A 17551-nucleotide genomic window follows, 5' to 3' on the forward strand; every position below is an offset into this window, starting at 1 on the left:
TTAACAATTGTGGGAAAATATTTAGTGATTCATGGACCAAACTTAAATATGTTAGGAACAAGAGAGCCAGAAATCTATGGTAATATGACATTAGATGAAATCAATAAAAAACTATTGAATGAGGCTGTAAAAAATAGTGTAGAAATGGAAATAATACAAAGTAATAGCGAAGGAGAAATTATTGATATTCTCCAAAAAAATAATGATATTACTGGTATTATTATTAATCCTGCTGCATACACCCATTACAGCTATGCTATTTGCGATGCCATCAGAGGAATAAAGACTCCAGTAGTTGAAGTGCATATTAGTAATATACATGCAAGAGAAGCATATAGAAGTAATTCTGTTACTTCAAGCGCTTGTATAGGGCTTATTAGTGGCTTTGGATATCTTAGCTACCTTCTTGCGTTTTATGCTTTATTAGATACAATAAGCAGTGACAAAATGGGGGAATAATTATGAGTAGAATTGAGAAAATACGAGGTTTATTAAAGGATTTAGACATTGATGGTGTACTGTTGTACAAGCCTGAAAATAGACTTTATGCATCAGGGTTTACAGGTAGTACTGGGTATGTTTTCATAACTGATACTGAAGCTAAATTTTTTACTGATTTTCGTTATTTACAGCAGGCTGCAAGTCAATGTAGTGGATTTGATATTGTTGAAATAAGTAGAGCTAACCCGATAACAAACTTATTAAAGCAATTTTCAATTAATAAAATTGGCTTTGAAGAGGATTTTGTAACCTATGGACAGCATGCTGACCTTTCAGAGAAGCTTGATAAAATAGAGTTGATTCCTCTAAAGGGCGCAGTTTTAAAATTGCGTTCAATAAAATCTCCAGATGAGCTTCAATTTATAGAGAAGGCAGCTAGTATTGCTGATTTAGCCTTTCAGCATATTTTAACCTATATAAAGACAGGCTTAACAGAAAAGGAAGTAGCCTTGGAGCTTGAATACTTTATGAAAAAGAATGGTGCCAGTGGTCTTAGCTTTGAATCAATTGTTGCATCGGGCAAGCGGTCATCATTACCCCATGGTATTGCATCGGACAAAGTAATTGAAGAGGGAGATTTAATAACCCTAGACTTTGGATGTGTATACAGAGGATATTCCTCTGATATGACTAGAAGCTTCATTATTGGAGATGCTACAGAAAAGCAAAAAGAAATTTATGATATAGTATTAGAATCACAGTTAAGGTCATTAAATGGAGTGAAACCTGGAATAAGGGGTGCTGACCTAGACAAAATTGCTCGTGATTATATTACAGAAATGGGTTTTGGTGAATGCTTTGGTCACGGACTAGGTCATGGCGTAGGCTTAGAGGTTCATGAGCTTCCCCATGTTAATCAATTGGGAGATGCTCCTATGGAGCCAGGAATGGTTATAACAATTGAGCCTGGCATATATATTCCCGATTATGGTGGAGTGAGGATCGAAGATCTTGTTGTAGTAACTGAGGATGGCTTCAAAGTGTTATCTAATTCAACTAAAGAACTAATAGTATTATAAAGCATCTGTAAATTATAAAGTGAAGTGGGCAATTAAGATTAAAGTATCACTATAAAGACAAAATGTCTTCAACTATTCACTTTAAAATATAAATTAATAACTATGAACTATGGAGGGATATAATGATTTCAGCAGGAGATTTTAGAAAAGGTAATACTTTTGAAATGAATGGAGAACCATATGTTGTTCTTGATTTTCAACATGTTAAACCGGGAAAAGGGGCAGCCTTTGTTAGAACAAAATACAAAAATTTAAAAACAGGGTCAATTAGAGAGGAAGCCTTTAACCCTAGTGATAAATTCCCAAAGGCACATATTGAGACAAAAGAAATGCAATACTTATATAGTGATGGTGAATTATACTACTTCATGGATAACGAAAGCTATGAACAAATTCCATTAAGACACATTGAAGTAGAAGAAGCCATTAAATTCCTTAAGGAAAATGATAGTGCAACAATTAAATTTTATCAAGGTAAGCCTTTCCAGGTAGATGCACCAAACTTTGTAGAATTAACTGTCACTGAAACAGAACCTGGAATTAAAGGTGATACAGCTTCTAACGTTACAAAATCCGCAACCTTAGAAACAGGAGCAGTAGTTCAAGTGCCTCTTTTCATTAACGAGGGTGATGTAGTTCGTGTTGATACTCGTATTGGAGAATATATGTCAAGAGCATAAAAAAATGGTTACATAGTTATACTAAATAAACATAAGGAATAAGGAGGGAATGAAAAAAATGGAATACTTATATGAAAAAGTAGCATATCTAAAAGGTCTAGCAGATGGGTTGGACATTAAAGAATCTTCAAAGGAAGGTAAAATACTTCTAAGCATCATAGACATTCTAGAGGACTATGCAGATGCTATAGTTGAATTAGGCGAGGAGCAGGATGATTTAACTGAGTATGTTGAAGCTTTAGATGAAGATTTAATGGATGTAGAGGATGAATTATTTGAAGATGATGACTATGAGGACGAAGACGATGATGACGATATCGACTTTGCAGAGGTAGAATGCCCATATTGTAGTGAAGAAATCTATGTTGACGAAGATCTAATTGATGAAGATGAAATTGAAGTAGTATGTCCAAAATGTCATCGAACTATAACTGTTATGGAAGATGATGAAATGGAACATTATCATGATGGCCATTGCGGACATCACCATCACGAGGTTGAAGAAGATTAAATAGTTTGCAATAGGTTGACTCAATGTTTATACATTGAGTCTTCTTTTTTTTTTGATTAAAGAATAATTACGACACTTGTTCAATATTTATTATATAAAGGAGGGACATGTTCTAATGAAAAAAGTTGTTAATGATATCTTTGTTAAAAAAATTGATGAAAGTCAGATACCACTTCAGCAGGTTGAAGAGTCTTTATGTCCTGAAATTAGAGGCGTTATTAAGCATTTACCGGTTAGCTTTAAAAATGGATTGGAAGAAATTAGAATGAGGGTTAATCAACCATTAATGGTATATGGAAATGACTGCGATTATTTTGTTGGCTCAGCGGGACAACTGCTATTGGAGCATGCTAATGGCATCATAATAAACAAGAAAAACATTGATAATACACTTCAATTTATTTCTAACTATTCAATCTATGCAGTAGAGGAAGAACTAAAAAGAGGCTACATAACCATTAAAGGTGGCCATAGAATTGGAATTACAGGGAAAATAATATCTGATTCAAAAGGTATAAAAACAATGAAGGATTTTAGTGGATTAAACATCAGAATTTCGAGGGAGAAAAAGGGTGCTGCCAAGTTAATTATTCCATATATATATGAAGCAGGCGAGTTCTTAAATACATTAATAATCTCACCACCCCAGTGTGGAAAGACAACTCTATTGAGAGACATAATTAGAAATATTAGCAATGGAAATAAACTGCTAGGATTAAAGGGCTTAAAGGTGGGTGTTGTAGATGAAAGGTCAGAATTGGGAGCAAGCTGTCAGGGGATACCTCAACTTGACTTAGGAATTAGAACAGATCTACTGGACACTTGTCCAAAGGCAGAGGGGATGATGATGCTAATTAGAGCTATGTCGCCTCAGGTTATTGCCACTGATGAAATTGGAAAGGACTCCGATAGTGTTGCCATTGAAGAAGCCTTAAAGGCAGGGATTAAACTAATTACAACTGTTCACGGAAAATCAATTGAAGATTTATATGGTAAGAAGGTTATTGGTGATATAGTAAAAAGCAAAATCTTTAAAAGAATAATTATTCTATCAAATCGAAATGAGGTTGGAACAATTGAAGCAATTTATGAAGGTGAAGATTTTAAGAACTTAATTAACTCTCCTATTAGAAATAAGGTGGTGAACTAATGATTATAAAATTTATTTTTTCAATTGTTATAATAGTTTGTTGCTCTATGCTGGGTGGAATATACGCCAATACATATACATCTCGAACAAAGCTATTAAGTCAACTACTAGTATCTTTACAAATGCTGGAAACTGAAATCATATATAGTGCAACACCTTTACCTTTATTGCTGACCAATATAGGACGTAAAAGTAAACCTGAAATAGGTAATATTTTTATAAAGGCTTCTGAAATATTGCTAAAAAAAGAGGGACTGACCTTCAACTTTATGTGGAGCAAAATTGTTGATTCCGAAGGGCAAAAAACGGGTCTCTTCGATGAAGATCTTGAGCTGTTAAAACAATTAGGCAATAACCTAGGTACAACTGATATAGATAATCAAGTTAAGCATATACGACTTATTATGGAGGAAGTACGTAGAAATTACCAAGAAGCTATTATAGCGGAAAATAAGAACGTAAAGCTATATAAGCAACTGGGGTTATTGGCGGGCTTTGCCATTGCAATAATACTATTCTAAATTGGAGGGAGCAATATGATCATTAGTGTAGATATAATATTTAAAATTGCTGCTATTGGAATCATTGTTTCAGTCTTAAATATGGTTTTAAATAAGGCTGGCAGAGATGAACAGGCTATGATGACAACATTAGTAGGAATAATTGTAGTATTAATGATGGTTATTAACTTAATCAGCAATCTTTTTGACACAGTAAAAACAATGTTCCAGCTTTATTAAGGATGTGATAACTATGGAAATATTTCAAATTGTAGCTATTGGAATCATTGCTACTGTGCTGGCAGTCTTAGTTAAAAGTCAAAGGCCTGAAATAGGTATTTATGTAAGCATAGTAACTGGCTTGATAATATTTATTTTTGTCATTACAAAGCTTCAATCTGTTATACAGGTGTTGAACCAATTGGCAAATAGAATCGATATTGACGATATATATCTTTCAACAATTTTAAAAATAGTAGCTATTGCATATGTAGCCGAATTTGGAGCACAGATATGTAAAGATGCTGGTGAAGGAGTAATAGCCTCTAAGATTGAATTTGCAGGAAAAATTTTAATAATGGTAATGGCAGTACCAATTCTGGTTACTTTAATGGACGTTATTATAAATATGGTACCTTAGGGATGTGAAAACATGAAAAAAGCAATTATTAGTTTGATACTAGTAATTATGTCCATAAGCTTTGCTTGGGGCGATACAGGCTCAATAAATCCTGAAAATTTAATTATTAATCAATTTGATGGATTAGAAACCCAAGAAATGCAGCAAATAATGAATAGTATCAATAAAGATCTTGGCGAATATTTACCTAAAATAGAATTTAGACAACTTATCATCAAATTAATAAGAGGGGAGGTAACTTTCTCCTTTAACGATATTATAAAGGGAGCTACTCAATATCTATTTAAGGAAGTTGTAGCAAATTGGAAGCTTATGACTCAAATTATAGTATTATCATCTATTTATGCCATACTGAGTAATTTACACAATGCCTTTGACAATGATGTTGTAAGTAAGCTTGCCTATAATGTCTGCTATTTAGTTATTATAACAATTACCATTAAAAGCTTTTTGATTGCTATTAATCTTGGAAGAGATGCAATTGATATGATGGTCAGTTTTATGCAAGCCTTATTACCAGTATTATTGGCTATATTATTGGCTATGGGAGGTATTACAACCTCAGCCTTTTTCCATCCAATACTTTTAGGCGCAATTGGACTAATAGGTACAATCATAAAAAACATCATTTTACCACTAATTTTCTTTTCAGCTGTACTAGCAATAGTAAATAATCTTACTACAAATATTCAAGTTTCAAAACTGGCTGGATTAATAAAGCAAACTGCCGCTGTTATGCTGGGGTTTATATTAACAGCCTTTGTAGGACTAATCTCGATTCAAGGAATAACCGCCGCTACTGTTGATGGCGTTACAATAAGAACAGCAAAATTTGCAGTAGATAAGTTTATTCCTATAGTAGGTAGCTTTCTTTCAGATGCCATGGACACAGTAATAGGATGCTCTTTGTTATTAAAAAACGCTGTTGGTGCAATTGGGTTGATAACTATATTTTTAATATGTTTATCTCCAATGATTAAAATATTAGCTTTAATAGTTATATATAAGCTATGTGCAGCTGTTATAGAGCCTATTGCTCAAAATCAACTGGTGGACTGCCTAAATCAAATGAGTAATTCATTAATATTACTATTTGCAACAGTATCTTCAGTAGCAATAATGTTCTTTATTACTATAACAATTATAGTAGGTACCGGGAATATAACCTTAATGATGAGGTGATTCAATGAATTTTCTTAGAGAGTGGATTACTACAATACTTTCAGTAATAATATTTGTTACCTTTGTAGAAATTTTATTACCTAATTCCAATAATAGAAAGTATATAAATGTGATAATTGGATTGTTAGTTATGCTGGTGATTTTAAAACCAGTAATGGGAGTTTTAAACCAGGGGTTGACCATTGGAGATGGCATACTGAAGAATACAAATGAGATTGAGCTTATGACGATGCAGAACAGGGTAAGCAACATTCAATATAATCAAAATGAAAGCATCATATTGATTTATAAGAATGATCTTAAAGAGCAAATGAAGGGAAGAATAGAAAAACAATTGGGCTATAGTGTTTATGATATTGAAATTGAAATTGAGGAAGAAACAAATGAAAATTTTGGAGTAATTAAGGGAATAGCAATTATTGTAAAGGAAGAATCAACAGAGGCTCCAAAGGATGGGATTCAAGAGGTGGTTGTAAATGTAGCAATTTCTCAAGAAAATAATAATAAAATTAATAGGAAAAGCATAATGTTAGATAATGGAGGAGAAGAAATTAAAAAGGATTTTAGTCAGTTTTATCAAGTTGCAGAAGAAGATATTATTGTTTCAGTACTTAAGAATAATTAATAATTTAGGGAGGAAGAACAATGGAAAAGTGGAGTGATGCAATAAAAAAAATGCTATCAAAAAAATACGTTGCTAATCTATTAGTACTAATAGCAGCAGCAATTATGGTATTGATTATATCGGGGGATTTGAGGTCTAACCCTTCCCCGTCTAAGAACATAAATAATAATCCGATGGGTGATACCTTAGTGAAGGAAGTCGTCGAATATAAAACAGAAGAGGATATGGTGGAGGCTAGATTAAAAAGAATACTTGAAAGCATCCGTGGCGCTGGCACAGTTGAAGTAATGATTACATTTGAGATGGGCTCAGAAATTGTTCCGGCATTAAATACAACAATTTCAACAGATACATCTGAGGAAATGGACTCAAATGGTGGTACAAGAGTAGTTACTTCTAATAGTACTACTGAAACAATTGCTACAACAAATGATAATAGTGGAAATAAACCTTTGGTGATAAAGGAAATAAAACCACAAATAAATGGTGTTATTGTGGTGGCTGAGGGTGCAGACGATATTGAGGTTAAAGCAAAATTGTACGAGGCTGTAAAAACGGTGCTTCAAATACCTGGACATCGTGTGCAAATTTATCCTATGAATTAAAGGAGGAGTAATTATGAAAATTAATGGGATTAGAAGAAAAAACTTTGTTATCTTTTCACTGGTTTTGATGTTGGGGTTAATAGGATACATAAATTACAACTTAAATAAGCAGTCTTTACTTCAAACCTCCAGTGAACTAGAAAGATATGAACTGATGATGATGCAGGAAAGTGGTATGCTGGAAATTATTCTTGAGGATGATGACTTTGTATATTTGGAGGATGAAGAAAGTAATATGGTAAGCACTACTACGAAGGATGAAGATGATAATATAATAATCGTAGACAGCTTAGGAAATGACCCTATTGATGTAGCTAAGGAGACAAGTGCTCAAATATCAAAAATTATAACTGATAAGCAAATGATGCAAAGTAATGCCTATTTTATTGAAGGTAGATTAGAGCGTGATAAAAAGAGAAGTGAAATGGTGAGTCATCTAGATCAAATTATAAATAATGACTATACTACTGTAGATCACAGAAATCAGGCGCAAAACTTGAAACTTTCTGTTATTACAAATTTAGAAAAGGAAATGCTAATAGAGAATATGATTGTTGCAAAGGGCTTTAATGATGTAATCGTATATTTAAGCGAAAACTCAATTAATATTATTGTTCAAAGTAGTGGTCTGGTTGAAAAGGAAGTTGCGCAAATTGTTGATATAGTAAGAAGAGAAACAGATATTAGTATGGACAATATAATTATTATGGAGAAAAAATAGAACTGTTTGTCAATATTGAAGGAATTTGGTATAATAATTCTAGAATATTTGACATTCAGGGGGTGAAGAATTGGATGCAGTTCAAAAACTAGAAAACGGTGAAATAAAAATTGCTGAAGAGGTTATAGCAACAATAGCAGGATTAGCTGCGACGGATATAAATGGAGTTGCAGGTATGAGTGGTGGTCTAGTAGGCGGTATAGCTGAAATCTTAGGAAAACGAAACCTAGCTAAGGGTGTTAAGCTAGAAATTAATGATAAAGGTGCTTTTATTGATTTATATCTAATTGTTGAATATGGAACAAGAATACCAGATGTAGCATGGGAAATTCAGGATAAGGTTAAAACCTCTATCCAAACCATGACAAGCCTGAATGTAGTAGAAGTTAATATACATATACAGGGAGTTAACTTCCCGAAAGAAAAGGAACATGAGGATAAGCCACAGGATTTGAAGTAGCATGTCTTATAAATATAGACTGTTAAAAGACCCATATTTAAGGTGTGACGAAAATTTGTAGCTATAACGGTATCATTTGCGTTAGGTTATTAATTCGACGCAGCGATGAAGATGGGCATTTTTATCGGTCTGACCCTCTGTCAACAGAGGGTTTATTTAGGTATAAAGCTTATGCTTTTATTCTTCCATGGTAAGTTAGGTTTATATGGTTTAATAAAGGACAAGTCAATTTTCTGGTAATAGGTTAAGGATAACTGAATTAAGTATTTTATCTACTTGGTTTAAAATGTTCTAGGTTATCTAACAATATATATATGGAAAAGTGTTTCATGATAAAAGAGGAGGAAGAAGCATGAGCAGGAAAGAAGCTAGAGAACTATGTATGAAAATTCTTTTTGAAATGAGTATACAAAATAATTACGATAGAAAGCTTGTTGACTATCATTTAGAGGAGTCGGTAACCGATAACCAGAAGGGCTATATTGATAGTCTGATAGGTTCAACAATTGATAATCTTAAAGAAATCGATACCACCATAGATTCCTATTCAAAAAGCTGGAAAATAGATAGAATAGCTAAGGTTGATTTAGCTATTTTGAGGCTAGCTTTAGCAGAGATACTCTATTTAGATGAAATTCCCTATGCAGTTTCTATTAATGAAGCTGTTGAGTTGGCTAAAAAATACAGTTCAAATGAATCGGACTCATATATCAATGGTATATTAGGGAAATATGCTGAAGCTATGGGTTTAAAGAATAATGAAGTGTAAAGATTACATACTGGGAATTGATACTAGCAATTACACCACATCTTTATCTCTTGTAGATTTACAAGGAACTTTAATAAAAGAGGTCCGATTAATGCTGCCGGTTAAGGTGGGAACTGCGGGTTTGCGCCAATCAGATGCATTATTTTATCATATAAAACATCTACCAGATGCATCTAAAAATCTTATGAAGGAAATAGATTATAGAGGTAAACTACTGGCAATAGGTGCTGCAACTAGACCAAGACCCATTGAAGATTCTTATATGCCTGTTTTTATGGCTGCCAAGTCCTATGGAGAAACATTGAGTAATCTGTTAAATATTCCATTTTATGAGTTTAGTCATCAAGAAGGACATATTGAAGCTGGCCTATGGTCAATTAAAAGAGAAATAGAAAAAGCCTTTATGGTTTTACATATTTCAGGAGGTACAACTGAGCTTTTAAAGGTTACTACAATAAATAATAGATATGACATTGAAATTATTGGCGGGACAGGTGACTTGAGCGCAGGACAATTTATTGATCGGATTGGAATTAAGCTTGGACTACCATTTCCTGCAGGCCCTAGCATAGAAAAACTAGCCTTGAATTGGGAGGGTACTACTGCTATAGAAACTCCTATTGCTGTCCAAGGTAATAAAGTTAGTTTCTCAGGACCGGAGACTTTTCTGCAAAGGAAAATTGATAATACTGTCTCTAATGAGGAAATTGCCTTTTCTCTATTGCAGTGTGTTGGTAAATCACTCTATAGTTTATTAAAAAACACAATTAATAATAACCCTGTAGAGGATTTGCTCATTGTTGGGGGTGTTGCTTCCAATAAGCAAATTAGAAATACTCTTAACAATTTATCAAATGAATTTAAAATAAATCTTCATTTTGGAGATATTAAATATTGCTCTGATAATGCTGTAGGTATCAGTGTATTATGTTTAAAAAACTACTTAAGGAGGAAACAACTTGACTGCTAAAGTAATTGATGGAAAAGCAATATCTAAAGAAATTAGAGAAGGTATAAGTAAAGAGGTTAGTGAAATTAAGGAGAAGTTTAATATTACTCCAGGATTAGCTGTTGTTATTGTTGGAAACGATCCAGCATCTCATACATATGTGGGAATGAAGGAGAAGTCATGCACATCAGTAGGTATGTATTCTGAGGTGCATCGCCTACCTGAGGAAACCACTCAGGAAGAGCTATTGCAACTAATTAACCAACTCAATGAAGATAATAAGATTCATGGTATACTTGTACAAGTTCCTTTACCTGGTGGTATCAATGAAAATATCATCAACTCATACATTAAGACAGAAAAGGATGTAGATGGCTTTCATGCAATTAATTCTGGGAATCTTTTTCTGGGTGAAGATTCTATTGTCCCATGCACACCAAAGGGTATTATTGAGCTAATTAAATCGACAGGAGCATCAATTAGTGGAAAAAATGCAGTTGTTGTTGGACGAAGCAACATAGTTGGAAAACCGGCAGCTGTATTACTTCTACAGGAAAATGCCACAGTTACTATTTGTCACTCTAAAACAAAAGATTTAAAAGAGTATCTTCTTAAAGCAGATATCGTTGTTGCTGCAGTAGGTAAACCAGAGTTAGTTAAGGGTGATATGATTAAGGAAGGAGCAATTGTAATTGATGCAGGTACAACTGTTGTAGATGGAAAGCTTGTTGGAGATGTAGAATATTCAAAAGCTTGCGAAGTTGCTTCACATATAACACCAGTTCCTGGGGGAGTTGGCCCAATGACCATAGCTATGCTTCTAGAAAATACATTGGAGGCTGCAAAGAAAAAATGCAAATAAAAGTGTTATCAGTATCAGAAGTCAATTCATATATAAAAAGAATAATTACAGCTGATCCAATTCTCTATAATATAAGGGTAAAGGGTGAAATATCTAATTACAAACTACATAGTAGTGGACATATTTATTTTACTTTAAAGGATGAGTCAAGCCGTATTCGTTGCGTTATGTTTAAGACTAATTCGGAGGCCTTAAAGTTTAATATTGAAGAAGGAATGAAGGTTAACATCAAAGGGTATGTATCTATCTATGAAAGAGATGGACAATATCAGCTATATGTTAATGAAATCGAACCCTCTGGTATAGGATCATTATATAAAGCATTTCAGCAATTGAAGGAAAGGCTTAGTAAAGAAGGATTGTTTGATCAGGAAAGAAAAAAACCTATACCCTTTCTCCCTAAAAAAATTGGTATTGTAACCTCTCCTACAGGTTCAGTAATTAGAGATATATTATCAGTAATTGATAGACGATTTCCAAAGGTGGAAATTCTTCTATATCCAGTACCTGTTCAAGGAGAAAATGCAGCTAAAAAAATAGCTTATAGCCTAAAGCTTGCCAATGAAAATACAGGTATCGACCTTCTAATTGTTTGTAGAGGTGGTGGATCTATTGAAGAGCTATGGCCATTTAATGAGGAAGTTGTAGCTAGAGCAATTTCAGAAAGCAAAATTCCAGTAATTTCAGCTGTCGGACATGAGACTGATTTTACTATAGCAGATTTTGCTGCGGATCTAAGGGCTCCTACACCATCTGCCGCTGCCGAATTATCTGTTCCAGATTATAAGGAGTTAGTTGAATGTTTATCTTCTCGTCAGGAAAGATTAGTATCTTTAATGAATTCAAAAATTTTTAACTTAAAAGATAAATTAAATCATTTTAAGAATAGCTACCCTATGAAATATCCATATCAGCCTATTCATAATTATAGACAGCAGTTGGATAGAAATATTGAAGATATAATAAGAGCAATTGAAAATAAAAAAAGAAATAATAAGGAATATCTACTTCATATGGGAGAACGCTTGAATAGCTTGAGTCCTTTATCTGTATTAGGGAGAGGGTATTCTCTTGCTACAACAGAAGATGGAGAAATACTAAACAGTATAGATATGGTAAAGCCAGAGGATTCAATTAATGTGACTGTAAAGGATGGTAAAATATACTGCAGAGTTTCTGAGGTATTAAAGGAGGATAAAGGAATTGAGAAGGAAGAAGTTTGAAGATGCCCTCAAAGAGCTGGAATTAATTATTAATAATCTTGAAAACAGAGAGCTTGGACTAGACGATTCTCTAAAGCTTTTTAGAGATGGTGTGGAATTATATCAGTATTGTCATAATGAACTAGATGAAGCAGAAAAAAAGATTTCCATGATAATTGATGAAAATGGAGAAATAAAGCAAATCCCCTTTGAAGAAAGGGAGGATTACTAATGGATCTTCAACATCAGTTTAAGGAATATATTCAATGGGTAAATAATAAACTAGAAGTTTATTTAACAAACAATGGTACAAAAAATAAGCAATTATTCGATGCAATGAGCTATAGCATTTTTGCAGGTGGGAAAAGGTTAAGGCCGGTTCTGGCACTTGGAGCTTATCATATGTTTAAGGATGATACACAAGAGGTAATGCCATACGCCTGTGGATTAGAAATGATACATACCTATTCATTAATACATGATGATTTACCCGCTATGGACGATGACGACTTTAGAAGGAACAAGCCCACAAACCACAAGGTGTTTGGTGAAGGTGTTGCAATACTAGCCGGTGATGGACTATTAAATTATGCATTTGAGATTATGTTGGCTGACGCCCTCATTAATAAAAATGTAAAATATTATAATGCTATATATGAAATTTCAAGAGCAGCTGGAGTTCATGGAATGATTGGTGGACAACTTGTAGATTTAGAAAGCGAAGGAAAAACCATCGATATAGAAACCCTAGATTATATTCATTTTAATAAAACTGCTTCCATGATTATAGCTTCTCTTAAGGTGGGAACAATAATTGGAGATGGAAATCAGAATGATATTAATAACATGGAGATAATAGGTAAAAACTTAGGTTTAGCCTTCCAAATAAGAGATGATATTCTTGATATTATTGGAAATCAAGAAATGCTAGGTAAAGATATCGGTAGCGATCAGCAGAATGAAAAATCCACCTATCCATCAATTTATGGATTAGAATACTCTAAGAATAAGGTGATGGAATTAACACAAGAGGTTGATGATATATTGAGTAAGTATGGAGAAAAAGCACTTTTCCTAAGGGAATTAAGTTTATTCTTAATGGAGCGGGAGTACTGATTAAGGAGGAAATTCTTTGATTCAATCAATTGGAAGCAACAGGGTATTAATAATATCATTAATAGCATGGTTTATAGCCCAAACCTTAAAGGTTATACATACCTTAATTGTAGATAAGCGCTTTAATGCATGGCGATTTGTAGGTTCTGGAGGCATGCCTAGCTCTCACTCAGCATTTGTTATGAGTTTATCTACTTCCATTGGATTAATTCATGGTTGGGATTCCAGTATCTTTGCCCTAGCTATATGTTTGTCGTTAATTGTAATGTATGATGCTGCCGGTGTAAGGAGCGCAGTTGGTAAACAAGCGATTATTATTAATAAGATGATAGAGGATATTCATAATAAGAAGCAGAAAAAGGTAACTGAACAAAGATTAAAGGAGTTAATTGGCCATACACCAGTGGAAGTGGTGGCAGGGGCAATATTAGGCGTTATTATTGCGTATTTGATGATTTGATACAATAACTTTATTATGCTATAATCTTTCTTATAATATTGTTAATATCATTGTAGTGGTACAGTATTCTAGTCAATCAAGCTAGCTTGGAAGGCGGGGCTAAAAATCCGTTGAAGGGCGTATCGATGAAGTTCTTTGTTTCGGCTGCCGACGCCCAGTTGGGGGTCGATTCAGGGAGTAAGGAGATGGGGGCGATCCACAATGGCATGTGGGCGTTGACCCTCACTTCGTGGAGACCAGCTTTATTCTTGTAAATAAAGTGGGGGAAACCTATAGCTTTGTGTGCAAATGCGAACTATAGTGTAGCCTGCCTTGAGTGGACTAGGTGGATAAGTAGATCAGGTTTTGGATAAAAGGGCCCTTTGGAAGAAATCATTGCTACTTGAAACCTACTCTGCAAAAGAGGCTAATAGCTAGGTTGGTTGTTGAGGAAATCTCCTAGACTGTTCTTTTTAGAAGTATATAAAGGATTACAGTGCGGACTAAGTGGTAATCCAGTCCTACTTTTGGTGACAGGGTAGATGTCAGTTTAAAGGGAAACCGCTGCTATGGCGACAGGCAGTATTGACTTGGGAAATCCAACTGGACCTAAGCCGTAAAATTTACTTTATATATTGCCACTATAAATTCTAGCTGATAGTATTACTATCAGCTTTATTATTTTATATGATTAAATGTTCTGATGCATCATAAATACAGGATTGTGGATAAATAAATCCAATATATATTTAAGTTTTATTTTATTTTTTTGTTTTTTTTTGGTATGATGTTTAATGATGGAAAATTTAAGTATAAGTATTAAGAGTTGGAAGTTAAGGTTAAAAATAAAATTGAGAATTGAGAATTGAGAATTGAGAATTGAAAAAAATTAAGAATTAAATGAAAGAGTTGAGAGTTAAGAGTTAAGAGTTAAGAATGAAAAAACAAACACTAAATTATATAAAAAATATAAAATAAAAAATTATGAGAAAGCAACTTTATAATGAATATTATAATAATGGTATTAAGAGATACTTGGAGGGATATTTTTGTCGGCTGACAGTAAAAATATAAGAATGATAAAAAAAGGTAATAAAGGAACTAATGAAATGAATGGAATATGGAAAAAATATAATTTAAAATGGGTGTTATTAATATCTATATGGACATTTTTACTTACAATGATTTTTAGTGTTTTGTCGGAGGTTATATTAACTAATACACCAATAATTTTTGCATTTATTATTTTATTATTAATAGTACTTATTGGAGTCTTAAGCGATATGATAGGTATAGCAGTAGCAGCTGCTGATGTTAAACCTTTTCATGCAATGGCAGCAGATAAGGTAAATGGATCTAAAGCAGCAATAAAATTAATAAAAAATGCAAGTGCAGTATCGAGCTTTTGTAATGATGTTATTGGTGATATTTGCGGTATAGTGAGTGGTGTTGCAGGAGCTAGTATTGTATTACAGCTTCCCAATGACGATACCGTTACCAGAGCTATTTTTACTATTATACTAACTGGTTTTGTTGCATCATTAACTGTTGGGGGTAAAGGGATAGGTAAAACCATTGCTTTAGAACAGTATCAAAAAATAGTTTTTAGAGTAGCTAGAATTTTATTCTTTATAAACGACAGGTTTGGGATTGATCTAATACCTGATGTTAATGGCAAAAAATAAGAAAGAGAGATGATATGATGTACACGTATCTATCTAAGATAAATGGTCCTGAGGATTTAAAGGATCTAAAGGATGAAGAGATAGAAATATTAGCACAAGAAATTCGAGATTTTTTAATTGAGTCTGTTTCTAAAACCGGGGGACATCTCGCTTCAAATTTAGGAGTTGTGGAATTAACCTTAGCCCTTCACATGATGTTTGATAGTCCAAAGGATAAAATTATTTGGGATGTTGGTCACCAAAGTTATATTCATAAAATATTATCTGGTAGAAGAGATTTTTTCAACACCTTAAGACAGTATAAAGGGTTAAGTGGTTTTCCAAAAAGGAATGAAAGTCCCCACGACCATTTTGATACTGGCCATAGTAGTACATCAATTTCAGCAGCCTTAGGAATGGCCTTCGCTAGAGATCTTAAGAAGGAAACTCATTCAATAGTTGCTGTTATTGGGGATGGTGCTTTAACTGGAGGTATGGCCTTCGAGGCTTTAAATCATGCAGGTCAAAGCAAGAAAAATATACTTGTAGTACTTAACGATAATGAGATGTCTATATCTCAAAATGTGGGAGGGTTGTCTGACTATTTGAGTAGAATTAGAACAACTCCTATTTATTCAAAGGTTAAAGGAGATATGGAAAATTTAATTAGTCATATACCAGCCATCGGAAAGAGTGTTGTAAAAACTGCTGAGAAGGCAAAGGACTGTATTAAATATTTCTTTGTTCCTGGAGTTTTATTTGAAGAACTTGGATTTACTTATATTGGACCTATAGATGGACATAATTTTGGAGCCATGTGTAAGGCCCTTAAGCAAAGTAAAAATATTAGTGGGCCAGTATTATTACATGTATTAACTAAAAAAGGTAAAGGCTACAAGCACGCTGAAGCATTTCCCGATGAATATCACGGAGTAAGTCCCTTTAAGGTTGATTCAGGAAAACCATTATCTACAAGCTCCAGTGTTGGCTTTTCTGACATAGCAGGTCAAACCTTAGTTGAAGCTGGAGAAAAGGATAATCGTATTGTAGCTATTACTGCCGCAATGCCTTTAGGGACGGGATTAGCCACCTTTGCTGAAAGATTTCCTGACAGATTTTTTGATGTGGGAATAGCTGAGCAGCATGCAGTAACATTGGCAGCAGGATTTGCTTCTGAAGGGTACAAACCATTTTTTCCAGTATATTCAACATTTTTACAACGTGGCTACGATCAAGTTATTCATGATGTATGTATTCAGAACCTACCAGTAACTCTACTTTTGGATAGAGCTGGAATAGTTGGTAATGATGGAGAAACCCATCATGGAATATTTGATATTTCATTCTTATCATGTGTACCTAATTTAACCTTTATGGCTCCAAGGGATGGTAAGGAGCTAAAGCATATGATTAACTATGCTATCAAGCAAAATGGACCTGTTGCTATACGATATCCAAGGGGTAACACCGAAGTTATTGAGACAGACGATTTTAATGAAATTGTTACCGGTAGAGGGGAAATCGTATATGAAAGTGGTAAGGACGCTTTAATAATTGCCCTTGGACCCATGTATAAAAAAGCCTTAGATGCATGCAAGAGGCTTGAAAAAAGAGGTATTTACTCCACTGTATTAAATCCTAGGTTTATAAAACCAATGGATGAATTCTTAATACTACAATATGCTAATAAATGCAAACGAATCTATACTATAGAAGATCATATAAAGCATGGTGGATTTGGAAGTCAGGTGGTTTCATTATTGAATGAGCATAATATTATGAAGGAAGTTAAAATATTAGCTTATCCAGATGTATTTATTGAACATGGAGATATCAATACACTGATGGAGTATTATAATCTAAGCAGTAGCAAGCTATACGATGAAATAGAGAAGGATTTAAAAAGCAAGAAATTTAATAGAATTGCCATGACAAGATAAATCGAGGAGTTATTAT

At 33.7% G+C, this 17551-nt stretch carries 22 protein-coding genes; all 22 read left to right on the forward strand.

Annotation, left to right across the window (positions count from 1 at the left end; all coding sequences use genetic code 11):
- Positions 1-9: 9 nt before the first annotated feature.
- The 22 genes from aroQ to dxs all read left to right on the forward strand — a co-directional run bounded on the left by aroQ (position 10) and on the right by dxs (position 17535).
- Positions 10-459, forward strand: a complete 450-nt coding sequence (gene aroQ, locus BLP68_RS16380) for a type II 3-dehydroquinate dehydratase (protein ID WP_091545845.1) — start codon at positions 10-12, stop codon at positions 457-459.
- A 2-nt stretch (positions 460-461) separates the two neighbouring features.
- Entirely contained in the window at positions 462-1520 is a 1059-nt protein-coding gene (locus BLP68_RS16385; RefSeq protein WP_091545846.1) for a M24 family metallopeptidase, read from the forward strand.
- A 122-nt stretch (positions 1521-1642) separates the two neighbouring features.
- A complete protein-coding gene (efp, locus tag BLP68_RS16390; protein WP_091545848.1) occupies positions 1643-2200 on the forward strand; it encodes an elongation factor P in 558 nt (185 codons plus the stop codon).
- 58 nt (positions 2201-2258) lie between these two features.
- Complete coding sequence (locus BLP68_RS16395; RefSeq protein ID WP_091545849.1) at positions 2259-2711, forward strand: CD1247 N-terminal domain-containing protein; 453 nt, start codon at positions 2259-2261, stop codon at positions 2709-2711.
- 115 nt (positions 2712-2826) lie between these two features.
- Complete coding sequence (gene spoIIIAA / locus BLP68_RS16400; RefSeq protein WP_091545851.1) at positions 2827-3861, forward strand: stage III sporulation protein AA; 1035 nt, start codon at positions 2827-2829, stop codon at positions 3859-3861.
- Complete coding sequence (locus BLP68_RS16405) at positions 3861-4382, forward strand: sporulation protein (protein ID WP_091545853.1); 522 nt, start codon at positions 3861-3863, stop codon at positions 4380-4382. Before spoIIIAA ends, BLP68_RS16405 begins: the two co-directional genes overlap by 1 nt.
- A 15-nt stretch (positions 4383-4397) precedes the next feature.
- A complete protein-coding gene (gene spoIIIAC / locus BLP68_RS16410) occupies positions 4398-4601 on the forward strand; it encodes a stage III sporulation protein AC (RefSeq protein ID WP_330389203.1) in 204 nt (67 codons plus the stop codon).
- A gap of 13 nt (positions 4602-4614) precedes the next feature.
- Positions 4615-5001: a stage III sporulation protein AD gene (gene spoIIIAD, locus BLP68_RS16415; protein ID WP_091545854.1), complete on the forward strand. Its 387-nt coding sequence runs from the start codon at positions 4615-4617 to the stop codon at positions 4999-5001.
- Between the two features lie 12 nt (positions 5002-5013).
- The gene (spoIIIAE, locus tag BLP68_RS16420) at positions 5014-6183 is read left to right on the forward strand and encodes a stage III sporulation protein AE (protein ID WP_091545857.1); all 1170 of its coding nucleotides are present in this window, start codon (positions 5014-5016) and stop codon (positions 6181-6183) included.
- Positions 6184-6187: 4 nt separating this feature from the next.
- Entirely contained in the window at positions 6188-6808 is a 621-nt protein-coding gene (gene spoIIIAF / locus BLP68_RS16425) for a stage III sporulation protein AF (protein ID WP_091545858.1), read from the forward strand.
- 20 nt (positions 6809-6828) lie between these two features.
- Complete coding sequence (gene spoIIIAG, locus BLP68_RS16430) at positions 6829-7413, forward strand: stage III sporulation protein AG (RefSeq protein WP_091545861.1); 585 nt, start codon at positions 6829-6831, stop codon at positions 7411-7413.
- Positions 7414-7426: 13 nt separating this feature from the next.
- Positions 7427-8134, forward strand: coding sequence for a SpoIIIAH-like family protein (locus BLP68_RS16435; protein WP_091545863.1), 708 nt, complete (start codon positions 7427-7429; stop codon positions 8132-8134).
- 70 nt (positions 8135-8204) lie between these two features.
- Complete coding sequence (locus tag BLP68_RS16440; RefSeq protein ID WP_091545866.1) at positions 8205-8594, forward strand: Asp23/Gls24 family envelope stress response protein; 390 nt, start codon at positions 8205-8207, stop codon at positions 8592-8594.
- Between the two features lie 352 nt (positions 8595-8946).
- A complete protein-coding gene (nusB, locus tag BLP68_RS16445) occupies positions 8947-9363 on the forward strand; it encodes a transcription antitermination factor NusB (RefSeq protein ID WP_091545868.1) in 417 nt (138 codons plus the stop codon).
- On the forward strand, positions 9353-10333 hold the full coding sequence (locus BLP68_RS16450) for a tRNA (adenosine(37)-N6)-threonylcarbamoyltransferase complex transferase subunit TsaD (RefSeq protein ID WP_091545870.1): 981 nt from the start codon (positions 9353-9355) through the stop codon (positions 10331-10333). The genes nusB and BLP68_RS16450 overlap by 11 nt, the downstream gene beginning before the upstream one ends.
- Positions 10323-11174, forward strand: coding sequence for a bifunctional methylenetetrahydrofolate dehydrogenase/methenyltetrahydrofolate cyclohydrolase FolD (folD, locus tag BLP68_RS16455; protein ID WP_091545873.1), 852 nt, complete (start codon positions 10323-10325; stop codon positions 11172-11174). The genes BLP68_RS16450 and folD overlap by 11 nt, the downstream gene beginning before the upstream one ends.
- Positions 11165-12397, forward strand: coding sequence for an exodeoxyribonuclease VII large subunit (gene xseA / locus BLP68_RS16460; RefSeq protein ID WP_091545875.1), 1233 nt, complete (start codon positions 11165-11167; stop codon positions 12395-12397). The genes folD and xseA overlap by 10 nt, the downstream gene beginning before the upstream one ends.
- Positions 12378-12608: an exodeoxyribonuclease VII small subunit gene (xseB, locus tag BLP68_RS16465; protein ID WP_091545880.1), complete on the forward strand. Its 231-nt coding sequence runs from the start codon at positions 12378-12380 to the stop codon at positions 12606-12608. The genes xseA and xseB overlap by 20 nt, the downstream gene beginning before the upstream one ends.
- Positions 12608-13492 (forward strand): polyprenyl synthetase family protein, encoded by an 885-nt coding sequence (locus BLP68_RS16470; protein WP_091545883.1) that lies wholly within the window; start codon positions 12608-12610, stop codon positions 13490-13492. Before xseB ends, BLP68_RS16470 begins: the two co-directional genes overlap by 1 nt.
- A gap of 16 nt (positions 13493-13508) precedes the next feature.
- On the forward strand, positions 13509-13952 hold the full coding sequence (locus tag BLP68_RS16475) for a divergent PAP2 family protein (protein WP_091545887.1): 444 nt from the start codon (positions 13509-13511) through the stop codon (positions 13950-13952).
- Positions 13953-14980: 1028 nt separating this feature from the next.
- On the forward strand, positions 14981-15616 hold the full coding sequence (locus BLP68_RS16480) for a hypothetical protein (protein WP_242877012.1): 636 nt from the start codon (positions 14981-14983) through the stop codon (positions 15614-15616).
- 17 nt (positions 15617-15633) lie between these two features.
- Positions 15634-17535: a 1-deoxy-D-xylulose-5-phosphate synthase gene (gene dxs / locus BLP68_RS16485; protein WP_091545892.1), complete on the forward strand. Its 1902-nt coding sequence runs from the start codon at positions 15634-15636 to the stop codon at positions 17533-17535.
- Positions 17536-17551 lie beyond the last annotated feature (16 nt).

The sequence above is a fragment of the Alkaliphilus peptidifermentans DSM 18978 genome (genome assembly GCF_900101495.1).
GTDB lineage: Bacteria > Bacillota > Clostridia > Peptostreptococcales > Natronincolaceae > Alkaliphilus_C > Alkaliphilus_C peptidifermentans.

Bases quoted from the DNA above. Each gene is read 5' to 3' on its own strand.
- BLP68_RS16385 (WP_091545846.1), top strand. From the start codon at position 462: ATGAGTAGAATTGAGAAAATACGAGGTTTATTAAAGGATTTAGACATT.
- efp (WP_091545848.1), top strand. From the start codon at position 1,643: ATGATTTCAGCAGGAGATTTTAGAAAAGGTAATACTTTTGAAATGAAT.
- BLP68_RS16395 (WP_091545849.1), top strand. From the start codon at position 2,259: ATGGAATACTTATATGAAAAAGTAGCATATCTAAAAGGTCTAGCAGAT.
- spoIIIAA (WP_091545851.1), top strand. From the start codon at position 2,827: ATGAAAAAAGTTGTTAATGATATCTTTGTTAAAAAAATTGATGAAAGT.
- BLP68_RS16405 (WP_091545853.1), top strand. From the start codon at position 3,861: ATGATTATAAAATTTATTTTTTCAATTGTTATAATAGTTTGTTGCTCT.
- spoIIIAC (WP_330389203.1), top strand. From the start codon at position 4,398: ATGATCATTAGTGTAGATATAATATTTAAAATTGCTGCTATTGGAATC.
- spoIIIAD (WP_091545854.1), top strand. From the start codon at position 4,615: ATGGAAATATTTCAAATTGTAGCTATTGGAATCATTGCTACTGTGCTG.
- spoIIIAE (WP_091545857.1), top strand. From the start codon at position 5,014: ATGAAAAAAGCAATTATTAGTTTGATACTAGTAATTATGTCCATAAGC.
- spoIIIAF (WP_091545858.1), top strand. From the start codon at position 6,188: ATGAATTTTCTTAGAGAGTGGATTACTACAATACTTTCAGTAATAATA.
- spoIIIAG (WP_091545861.1), top strand. From the start codon at position 6,829: ATGGAAAAGTGGAGTGATGCAATAAAAAAAATGCTATCAAAAAAATAC.
- BLP68_RS16435 (WP_091545863.1), top strand. From the start codon at position 7,427: ATGAAAATTAATGGGATTAGAAGAAAAAACTTTGTTATCTTTTCACTG.
- nusB (WP_091545868.1), top strand. From the start codon at position 8,947: ATGAGCAGGAAAGAAGCTAGAGAACTATGTATGAAAATTCTTTTTGAA.
- BLP68_RS16450 (WP_091545870.1), top strand. From the start codon at position 9,353: ATGAAGTGTAAAGATTACATACTGGGAATTGATACTAGCAATTACACC.
- xseA (WP_091545875.1), top strand. From the start codon at position 11,165: ATGCAAATAAAAGTGTTATCAGTATCAGAAGTCAATTCATATATAAAA.
- BLP68_RS16470 (WP_091545883.1), top strand. From the start codon at position 12,608: ATGGATCTTCAACATCAGTTTAAGGAATATATTCAATGGGTAAATAAT.
- dxs (WP_091545892.1), top strand. From the start codon at position 15,634: ATGTACACGTATCTATCTAAGATAAATGGTCCTGAGGATTTAAAGGAT.